Here is a 9,472-nt window from a genome sequence, read left to right as displayed (position 1 = left end):
CCGCGGGCGGGGGGGGGGGCGGGGCGGCCGCCGGGGGGGCGGCGCGGCGCCCCCCCCCCCCCCCCACGGCTTGGGGGGCGGCCTCCGTGCCCGGGGGGATGGGCACGGACACCGCGGTCTGTGCAGGTCCTGACTCCGTACGCCCTCGCCCGGCCGCACGCCGCCCGGCCTCGGGCAGTGGACGCGGGCCCGGCGCGACGGACGCGACAGGACGCAGCAGGGGTGCCTCGGCTCGGACCGGCCCGGACGGACGCGGGGCCGGTTCGACGGGCTCCCGTTCGGCGCGTACGACGGTCCGCTCCCGTTCCGTGTGCGTGTGGGTCCGAACGCCCGACGGACGCGGCGCATCCGGCGGCGCGACGGCGGCCGGCGTGCCGGCGGGCCACAGCAGCGTGTCCTCGTCCGGTGCGGGTGCGGCGGCCCGTACCGCCTCGACCCGCTCGAACGGGCCGGGCAGCCGGGGCCGTACCCGCACCGCGGCCGGTCGCGGGGACGCGTGCCGTGCGAGCAGCCGATCAAGGAAGTCGGGGCTGTCCGGCGCACCCCGGGTGTCAGACATCGGCACACAGCTCCAGGTAGTAGCGGCGCCGCGTGGGGCTGAGCGCCAGGATCTCCGGCTCGCTCCAGCCGTAGGCGGTGGCGAGCAGGTGGACGTCGAGGAGCACGTCCCGTGCCCAGGCGTCCAGTTCGGTCCACAGGTAGGAGGCGATGTCGAGTTCGGCGCGGGTGGCCTCGCCGCACTCGGGGCAGGCGACGTCGATCACCAGGTCGGCGCCCGGGTCGGCTGCCTCGACGGCCTCGGAGATGCGGTACTGCACCGGCAGGGGCAGCTCCCCCGCCGCCGCGGCCGTCCCGTCGTGGCTCGCCGAGACCAGACACCGGGCGAGCAGCGCCGTACGCGGGTCGGCCGCCCGGGCCGCGGCGTGCAGGTCGGCGACCCCGGGCAGCCTGAACTCGACGTCCCAGCCGTCCTGTTGCACCCGTACGACCGCGTCCCCCGGAGAGCCGAGCGACCGCGCGAGCTCCCCCGCGTCCAGGTCGAACTCCATGTCCGCCCCGCACGCGGCGCACTCAAGACGCACCTGCATCCGCTCGCCGAACAGCGCCCGGCGCAGCGCGAACAGGTCCGCCTCGCGCTCGCCCACCGGAAGCTGCGGCAGCCTCCCGGTGTCGACGTCGGGCCGTGCCGTGCGGTGCAGCAGCAGTGCCCGCCCGGTCGGCGCCTGGCCGAGCCCGGCCTCCCAGGCGGCCAGCAGTGCGGCCGCCCCGGTGATCGCCATGTCCCTCCCCGTTTCCCTCAACTACCCCCGAGTCATGCCGGGTTGAGGAACGAAGGCTCCTCCGGCTCGGGCACCTCGTAGTCCCGCTCCCAGCCCTCGCACTCCAGCTTCAGCGACTGGATGGCCACCGCGTTGGCGTTGGCGTCCAGCTCGCCGAGGACCTGGTACTCGCTGGGCCAGGTCCGGTAGAGCTTGTGCGAGACGGCGACCTGGCCGGCCTCGTTGAGGACCTGGATGACGATGTCCTTGCGGAAGTCCGCGAGGGACACCTCCGAACCGAGGCCCGCGCCGACCTGCCAGACCTTGTTGGCCCAGCGGTCGAACTCGGGGTCGTGGGTGACCCCGCGCTCCAGGGTGATGCCCTCGAACTCGGAGCGGCCCGGCGACTTGCGCGGGGAGGAGGGGTCGCCGCCGTGACGGTGCTTGACGACCTCGGTGGTCCGCTTCAGCGGACTGATCTTGCTGATGCCGGCGACCGTCCGACCGTCCCACAGGACCAGGAACTTGAAGTTCTTGTAGGGGTCGAAGCGATGCGCGTTGACCGTGAACTCAGCCATCGTTTTCCTTCAGCTCTCCGAGATTGACGGGCCGCTAGAGAGCGAACTGCCCGGACGTCTGCTGGATCCTGACGACCACGAACTCGGCCGGCCGCACCGGCGCGATCCCGACGAGCACGTTGACGACGCCGTTCGCGACGTCCTCGTCCGTCGTGGTCTCGCTGTCGCACTTGACGAAGTACGCCTCGCGCGGGGTGCTGCCCTTGAAGGCGCCCTGGCGGAAGAGCGTGTGCAGATACGAGGACGCGGACAGCCGGATCTGCTGCCACAGGCTCTCGTCGTTGGGCTCGAACACGACCCACTGCAGACCGCGTTGGAGGCTCTCCTCCACATGCAGCGCGAGCCGTCGCACGGGTACGTACTTCCAGGCGCTGTCGAGGGCGTCGGAGCCCTCCAGCGTCCGCGCGCCCCACACCAGCGGCCCGGTGACCGGGAAGGTGCGCAGGCAGTTGACGCCGAGCGGGTTGAGCAGCCCGGTCTCACGGTCCGTCAGGTCGACGGTCAGCGAGTGCACTCCGACGAGCTGTGCCTCCGTACCGGCCGGTGCCTTCCAGACGCCGCGCTCGGAGTCCGTGCGCGCGATGACGCCCGCGACCGCGCCGGAGGGCGGGAAGGCGCGCAGCCGCCCGGTGAGCGGGTCAGTGAGCTGGATGTGCGGGAAGTACAGGCCGGCGTGGTTGCCGCGCACCGGGTCGAAGGCGGACAGCCCGGCACGGGCGCTGTCCACGCTCACCCAGGTGCTGGGCGCGTCGACCAGCAGGAAGATCCGCCGCTCCTCGCACAGCCGCTGAGCAGCGGACACGACGGTGAGCGCGTCGTCGATCTTCTCGTAGGAGGCCAGTTCGGGCAGCGCGAGCAGGTTGACGTCGGCCACCCCGCGCAGCGCCTGGATGCCGGTCTTGTCGGCCTCGGAGCCGATGAGGTCGCGCGGGCCGGGGGCCTCGCCGTCCTCGCCGCCCTCCAGCGGGAACACCGGCGGGTTGACCGAGGCCTCCAGGCCCAGGTCGTTGGCGCACTCACCGAGGAAGCGGACGACGTCCTCGGGGTCGGTGGAGCCGGCGACCACCTGGATACGGCGGCCGAAGGCGGTGACCTCGACGCCCGCGTAGGCGTGCTTGCCGGGCGCGTCGGGCAGCGCCCGCAGCTTGCGCTCCAGGAGCAGCGCCAACTCGGCCACGGAGGACGGGGCTTCGCCGTCGCAGTCGGGGTCGTAGAGCCTGAACTCGCGCTCCACGTCGCCGATCTTCACCGTCAGGTCGACGGCCAGGTCGGGCAGTTCGTGGCCGAACGGCTTGGAGACGGTGCCGGACGGGTCGGGGCGGCCCTCGCCGACGGCCTCGACGCGGATCAGCCGCGACCCGGCGTTGACGACGGTGGGCGCATAGGTTCCGCTGCCGGCGTCCATGGACAGGCCGGTGAAGCTCTCGCGGGCGTCGCCCTTGGCGTCGTAGACCCGCAGGTTGAAGGTGGCTTCGCAGTCCGGGGTGTCGTAGTCGACGGCGACGCGCAGGCCGTTGCCCCACACACCGGGTTCCTTGGCGTGCACCTCCAGGGCAGGTCCGGCGCTGTGGCCCTCGGTGGACTCCAGGACGACGCAGGCGGCCTTGCCGCTGCCCGCCCTGGCGACCCGGACGATCACGGCGACGGAGCCGCCGTTGCCGAAGAACTGGTGGACGGCGTAGGCGAGCGGGCTCTGCGCGCTCAGCCCGCCGAAGCGCCGCTCGAAGTCGGCGAATCCGGTGACGCGCACCGGCTCGTTCAGCGGGCCGCGCCGGGTGTGCCCCACGAATGCGGTCACCGAAGTGGTCACGGCGGAGATGGCGCGGGTGCTGCTGGGAAGCTCTTCGACGTAGACGCCCGGATACGTCGGCCTGGCGGCCGCGGCATTCGTCGGCATTCCCCCTCCTATCCCTTCTCAGGCACCGGTGAAAGGCACCAAGAGGCGGCAGAAAGGAGAGGTTTTCGGCACGGCGGCGCGCAGCAGTCCCCGGACGCGCCCTTGCCGCGCCGGTCCGCGCACCCCGTATCAGCTTCCCCCGTCAATGCCCCGGACGGACGGCCGCCCGGGTCAAGCACGCACGCTTGTGACTCCTGATGCTCAAGTGCTCTGTCCAGCCTGTGAGTTGGCTGTTGCGGGAGCAAGGCGTGTTCACGCCAGCCCGAAAGGAGGTTCGATGGAGGCGGGCGTGCACGACCCACACCGGATGTGCGCGTGTCGGAACAGGCGCTTCACAGATTTCACACAGCCCTTGGTGCAGCAGAATGGAGCCCATGTCCCGACGTACCTCGCAATCCCGGCGGCAGCACGACTCCGCCCCAGTTCACAACCCCTCCTGCCCTTGCGGTCTTGCGGAGACGTACGAAAAGTGCTGTGGCCGATTCCACCGGGGTGAGGCCGCCGCACCGACGGCCGAGACGCTCATGCGTTCGCGCTACAGCGCGTTCGTGAAGCTCAACGAGCAGTACCTGCTGAGGACTTGGCATCCGAGTACCCGCCCGGCGACGCTCACACTCGACCCCGGCATGCGCTGGACGGGCCTGGAGATCCTCGACACCACTGACGGCTCGGCCTTCCACGGCACGGGCACGGTGACCTTCCGCGCCTCGTACAAGGGCGGCTCGCTGCTGGAACGCAGCCGGTTCGAGCGAAGCGAGATGGGGGTCCTCCCGGCCGGAGGCCGGGGGAGGGTCGAGGGGGCCTGGGTGTACGTCGACGGGGAGTTCCCCGAGGCATAGACGCGCAGGATCAGGGCGCCAGGATGTCCAGCTCCTGAAGCGCGCCCACCGTGATCTCCCGGGTCAGCTTCTCCGCGCGGGCCGCATCGCCCTCGCGGACCGCCTCGGCGACCTGGACGTGCAGGGTGACGGCGGCCGGGTCGGGGTCCTCGAACATCACCTCGTGATGGGTGCGGCCCGCGAGGACCTCGGCGACGACATCACCGAGCCGGGCGAACATCTCGTTGCCGGACGCCACCAGGATCACGCGGTGGAAGGCCATGTCGTGGACGAGGTACTCCTCCAGCTTGTGGCCGCGGGAGTGGGCGACCATGCCGAGCGCGCACTCGGTGAGTTCGGCGCACTGCTCGGCGGAGGCGTTCCTGGCGGCGAGTCCCGCGGCCACCGGCTCGACGGCCGAGCGCAGGACGGTCAGCGAGCGCAGCTGGTGGGGGCGGTCGGCGCCGGCCAGCCGCCAGCGGATGACCTGCGGGTCGTAGACGTTCCACTCGGACTTCGGGCGCACGGTGACGCCGACCCGCCGGCGCGACTCGACCAGATGCATGGATTCCAGCACCCGGACCGCCTCGCGCATCACCGAGCGTGACACGTCGAAGCGCTGGGCGAGCTCGTCGGTGCGCAGAACGCTGCCCGGCGGGTACTCGCCCGCGGTGATCGCGGGGCCGAGGGAGTCCAGTACATGGCCGTGCAGACCCCGGCCCGGAGTGGTCATGCACTCAGCGTACGGGGCAGGTCACGGGAACAAAAAGTCAGACTTATATGTCACAGGGTCTTGAATTCGTCGTACCTAATCGGTTTCAGTGTCGTCGGCGTCGGTTGAACGGCCGGCGTCCGGATGTCGAAGAAGACAGTGAGAGCACCATGCAGCAGCTGCGCACCCCCCATGTCGTCGTGGTCATGGGCGTGGCGGGCACCGGCAAGACCACCATCGGTCCCCTCCTCGCGGCCCGGCTCGGCGTTCCGTACGCCGAGGGCGACGACTTCCACCCGCAGGCCAACATCGACAAGATGTCGGCCGGCGTCCCGCTCGACGACGCGGACCGGTGGCCCTGGCTCGACGCCATCGGCGCCTGGGCGCACGGGCGGGCCGGGCTCGGCGGGGTGGTCAGCAGCTCGGCGCTGAAGCGGTCGTACCGCGACCGGCTCAGGGCCGCCGCCCCCGGTGTCGTCTTCGTGCACCTGACGGGCGACCGGGCCCTCATCGAGGACCGGATGGCGCACCGGCAGGGTCACTTCATGCCCACGGCGCTGCTCGACTCCCAGTTCGCCACGCTCCAGCCGCTCCAGCCGGACGAGGCGGGCGTCGCGGTGGACGTCAGCGGGAGCCCCGAGGAGATCACCGAGCGGGCCGTGAAGGCACTGGACGCCCTGCCCCACCCGGCCGCGTAATCCCCACCCCCCGCACTCTCCCCCATCCCCGTACCTGCAAGGGAACTCCCGTGACCAGACTCAGCGTTGAGATGCTGGCAGCGGACGCACCCGCGCCGATCACCTCGGCCGGCCATGCTCAGCTGGGCCTCGCCGTACTGGCGGGCATCGCCGTCATCGTCCTGCTCATCACCAGGTTCAAGCTGCATGCCTTCCTGTCCCTGACCATCGGCTCGCTGGCGCTCGGCGCCATCGCCGGGGCGCCGCTCGACAAGGTGATCGCCAGCTTCACCACCGGACTCGGCACCACGGTCGCCGGTGTGGGCGTGCTGATCGCGCTCGGTGCGATCCTCGGCAAGATGCTCGCCGACTCCGGCGGTGCGGATCAGATCGTCGACACGATCCTCGCGAAGGCGGGAGGCCGGGCGATGCCGTGGGCGATGGTGCTGATCGCCTCGGTGATCGGGCTGCCGCTGTTCTTCGAGGTCGGCGTCGTGCTGCTGATCCCGGTCGTGCTGATGGTCGCCAAGCGCGGCAACTACTCCCTGATGCGCATCGGCATCCCCGCCCTCGCGGGCCTCTCGGTGATGCACGGTCTGGTCCCGCCGCACCCCGGCCCGCTGGTCGCGATCGACGCGGTCAAGGCCAACCTCGGCGTCACGCTCGCGCTCGGCGTCCTCATAGCCATCCCGACGGTGATCATTGCCGGACCGCTGTTCTCGAAGTTCGCCGCCCGCTGGGTGGACGTTCCGGCGCCCGACCGGATGCTTCCGCAGCGCGCCTCCGAGGAACTGGAGCAGCGCCCCGGCTTCGGCGCCACCCTCACCACGATCCTCCTCCCGGTCGTCCTGATGCTGTCCAAGGCCCTGGTCGACATCGTGATCGACGACCCGACCAACCTCACCCAGCGCGTCTTCGACGTCGTCGGCTCCCCGCTGATCGCCCTGCTCGCCGCCGTGCTCGTCGGCATCTTCACGCTGCTGCGGCCCGCCGGGTTCGGCAGGGAACGGCTGACTCCGCTCGTCGAGAAGGGCCTCGCCCCCATCGCCGGCATCCTGCTGATCGTCGGCGCGGGCGGCGGCTTCAAGCAGACGCTGATCGACACCGGTGTGGGCCAGATGATCCTGGACATCTCCAAGGACTGGTCGATCCCGGCGCTGCTGCTGGCCTGGCTGATCGCGGTGGGCATCCGCCTGGCGACCGGTTCGGCGACGGTGGCGACGGTCTCGGCGGCCGGCCTGGTGGCCCCGCTCGCGGCCGACATGTCGACCGCGCACACGGCCCTGCTGGTCCTGGCCATCGGCGCCGGCTCGCTCTTCTTCAGCCATGTCAACGACGCCGGATTCTGGCTGGTCAAGGAGTACTTCGGCCTGAACGTCGGCCAGACCGTCAAGACCTGGTCCGTCATGGAGACGATCATCTCGGTGGTCGCGGGCGGTCTGGTCCTCCTCCTCTCGCTGGTCATCTAGGGGTACGGCAATGAGTCACCCGCTCTTCGACATCAGCGGCCGCACGGCCCTGGTCACCGGGTCCAGCCGCGGTATCGGGCTCGCCCTGGCCCGCGGCCTCGCGGAGGCCGGCTGCACGGTGGTCCTCAACGGCCGCGACGCGGACCGCCTCACCAAGGCGGCCGCGGCGCTGCCCGGCGACGTCCACACGGCCGTGTTCGACGTGACCGACGGCCCGTCGGTGGCCGCCGGGATGGCGGATGTCGAGGAGCGGGTAGGTCCGCTGGACATCCTGGTCAACAACGCGGGCATGCAACTGCGCGCCCCGCTCCTGGAGTTCACGGACTCGGACTGGCACCGCATCCTGAACACCAACCTCACCAGCGCGTTCCTGGTCGGCCGCGAGGCGGCCCGCCGGATGACGGAACGCGGCCACGGCAAGATCGTGAACATCTGCTCGCTGCAGAGCGAGGTGGTCCGCCCCGGCATCGCGCCCTACGCGGCCACCAAGGGCGCCCTGAAGATGCTCACCAAGGGCATGTGCGCCGACTGGGGCCCCCATGGCGTCCAGGTCAACGGACTCGGGCCCGGCTACATCGAGACGGAACTGACCCAACCCCTCGTCGAGGACGAGGAGTTCAGCGCCTGGGTGCGCCGCCGCACCCCGGCCGGCCGCTGGGGCCGCACCGAGGACCTGGTGGGCGGGGTGCTGTTCCTCGCCTCGCCCGCCGCGGACTTCGTCAGCGGGCAGGTGCTGTACGTGGACGGCGGAATGACGAGCGTGCTGTGAAAGGGGCTGCTCAGATGCTCGGTTGTGTGATCCACGGCCAGGACGATCTGCGGGTCGACGAGCTGCCGGTCCCCGAGCCCGGCCCCGGCCAGGCGCTGGTCGCCGTCCGCTACGGCGGCGTCTGCGGCTCCGACCTTCACTACTGGAGGCACGGCGGGGTCGGCGACTTCCGTCTGAAGGAGCCGATGCTGCTGGGCCACGAGATCGTCGGGACCGTCGTCGCGTACGGCTCCCCGGACGCGTCGGGCCCGGCCGTGGGCACGGCGGTCGCGGTGCACCCGGCGACTCCGTGCGACATGTGCCCGGAATGCGTGGAGGGGCGCCGCACTGTCTGCCGGGACACCCGCTACCTCGGCAGCGCGGCCCGCTTCCCGCACGTACAGGGCGGGTTCGCGGCCCAAGTCGTCGTACCGGCCGGCCAGTTGAGGCCGCTGCCGGAGGGGCTCGGCCTGCGCCGGGCAGCCCTCGCCGAACCGCTGTCCGTGGCCCTGCACGCGGTCCGCCGGGCCGGAGACGTGCGCGGCAGGCACGTCCTGGTCACCGGCGCCGGTCCCATCGGCTGCCTCGTGGTCGCGGCGGCGAAGGCGGCGGGCGCCGACCGGGTGACGGTCACCGACCTCCTCCCGGCGGCCCTGGAGTACGCGCGTATCGCGGGCGCCGACACCCTCGTACGGGCCGACGATCCGCAGGATGCCGGGTGGCCGCCCGAGGTGGACGTGGCCGTGGAGGCGTCCGGGGTGGCCGCGGGTCTGGACACCTGTCTGCGTCTGGTGCGGCGGGGCGGGGTGGTCGTGCAGCTCGGGATGCTGCCGCCCGGGCCGAGCCCGTTCGCCGGGAACCTGGTCGTGAGCCGGGAGATCGAGCTGCGGGGCGCGTTCCGCTTCGACACGGAGTTCGACGAGGCGCTGCGGCTGCTGGCCGCCGAGCCGGCGTTCGACGGGCTGGTCAGTGCCGTGGTTCCGGTCCGGGGGGCCGAGTCTGCCTTTGCTCTGGCCGCCGACCGCAGCCGTTCCTGCAAGGTGCTGCTCGACTTCCGATCCTGAATTTTCCCCAAGGATCCGACCAAGGCGGCTTCCCCGCCGCCGGAGTCGGCCCGATGATGAGGGGACCCCTGGACACGGCCTCCAGGGGCGCTGGGGGTCGGGGGGCGTCATGGCGGTTTCCCTCGGGATGCGTATCTCGGGGCTGCTCGTGGTCGGAGCGGTGGCGGTGGCGGTCACGGCCTTCAACGGTGACGGGAGTGGTACGCCGGACAGCCGGGGCGGGGGCGGTTCGATCGTGACCGCGAGGCCG

General features: G+C 71.6%; 9 protein-coding genes. 5 read left to right on the top strand and 4 right to left on the bottom strand.

Annotation, left to right across the window (positions count from 1 at the left end):
- Window positions 1-551 precede the first annotated feature (551 nt).
- From ACWC1K_RS24470 to ACWC1K_RS24460, 3 genes are read right to left on the bottom strand one after another with little or no spacing between them, the layout of a single operon-like run.
- Entirely contained in the window at window positions 552-1,280 is a 729-nt protein-coding gene (locus ACWC1K_RS24470) for a T4 family baseplate hub assembly chaperone (RefSeq protein ID WP_450834236.1), read from the bottom strand.
- A gap of 32 nt (window positions 1,281-1,312) precedes the next feature.
- Window positions 1,313-1,837 carry a phage tail protein gene (locus ACWC1K_RS24465; RefSeq protein ID WP_004003113.1) on the bottom strand — a complete coding sequence of 175 codons (525 nt, stop codon included), beginning with the start codon at window positions 1,835-1,837 and terminating at the stop codon, window positions 1,313-1,315.
- 34 nt (window positions 1,838-1,871) lie between these two features.
- A complete protein-coding gene (locus ACWC1K_RS24460; RefSeq protein ID WP_450834235.1) occupies window positions 1,872-3,734 on the bottom strand; it encodes a phage tail sheath subtilisin-like domain-containing protein in 1,863 nt (620 codons plus the stop codon).
- A gap of 374 nt (window positions 3,735-4,108) precedes the next feature.
- Here ACWC1K_RS24460 and ACWC1K_RS24455 point away from each other — a divergent pair, with 374 nt between their 5' ends.
- Complete coding sequence (locus ACWC1K_RS24455) at window positions 4,109-4,573, top strand: YchJ family protein (protein WP_450834233.1); 465 nt, start codon at window positions 4,109-4,111, stop codon at window positions 4,571-4,573.
- A gap of 10 nt (window positions 4,574-4,583) precedes the next feature.
- Here ACWC1K_RS24455 and ACWC1K_RS24450 read toward each other — a convergent pair whose 3' ends face one another.
- Window positions 4,584-5,285, bottom strand: coding sequence for a FadR/GntR family transcriptional regulator (locus ACWC1K_RS24450; protein ID WP_450834231.1), 702 nt, complete (start codon window positions 5,283-5,285; stop codon window positions 4,584-4,586).
- Window positions 5,286-5,434: 149 nt separating this feature from the next.
- Here ACWC1K_RS24450 and ACWC1K_RS24445 point away from each other — a divergent pair, with 149 nt between their 5' ends.
- The 4 genes from ACWC1K_RS24445 to ACWC1K_RS24430 are packed head-to-tail and all read left to right on the top strand — an operon-like array spanning window position 5,435 to window position 9,222.
- On the top strand, window positions 5,435-5,962 hold the full coding sequence (locus ACWC1K_RS24445; RefSeq protein ID WP_450834230.1) for a gluconokinase: 528 nt from the start codon (window positions 5,435-5,437) through the stop codon (window positions 5,960-5,962).
- A 50-nt stretch (window positions 5,963-6,012) separates the two neighbouring features.
- The gene (locus tag ACWC1K_RS24440) at window positions 6,013-7,410 is read left to right on the top strand and encodes a GntP family permease (RefSeq protein ID WP_450834228.1); all 1,398 of its coding nucleotides are present in this window, start codon (window positions 6,013-6,015) and stop codon (window positions 7,408-7,410) included.
- A 10-nt stretch (window positions 7,411-7,420) separates the two neighbouring features.
- Window positions 7,421-8,179 (top strand): SDR family oxidoreductase, encoded by a 759-nt coding sequence (locus tag ACWC1K_RS24435; protein WP_450834226.1) that lies wholly within the window; start codon window positions 7,421-7,423, stop codon window positions 8,177-8,179.
- A 14-nt stretch (window positions 8,180-8,193) separates the two neighbouring features.
- Window positions 8,194-9,222, top strand: coding sequence for an L-idonate 5-dehydrogenase (locus ACWC1K_RS24430; protein ID WP_450834225.1), 1,029 nt, complete (start codon window positions 8,194-8,196; stop codon window positions 9,220-9,222).
- The last annotated feature ends 250 nt before the right edge of the window (window positions 9,223-9,472 follow it).

The organism is Streptomyces sp. NPDC001492 (assembly GCF_053597275.1).
The sequence above is the reverse complement of the archived record's forward strand: the minus strand, read 5'-3'. Positions and strand labels throughout refer to the sequence as shown.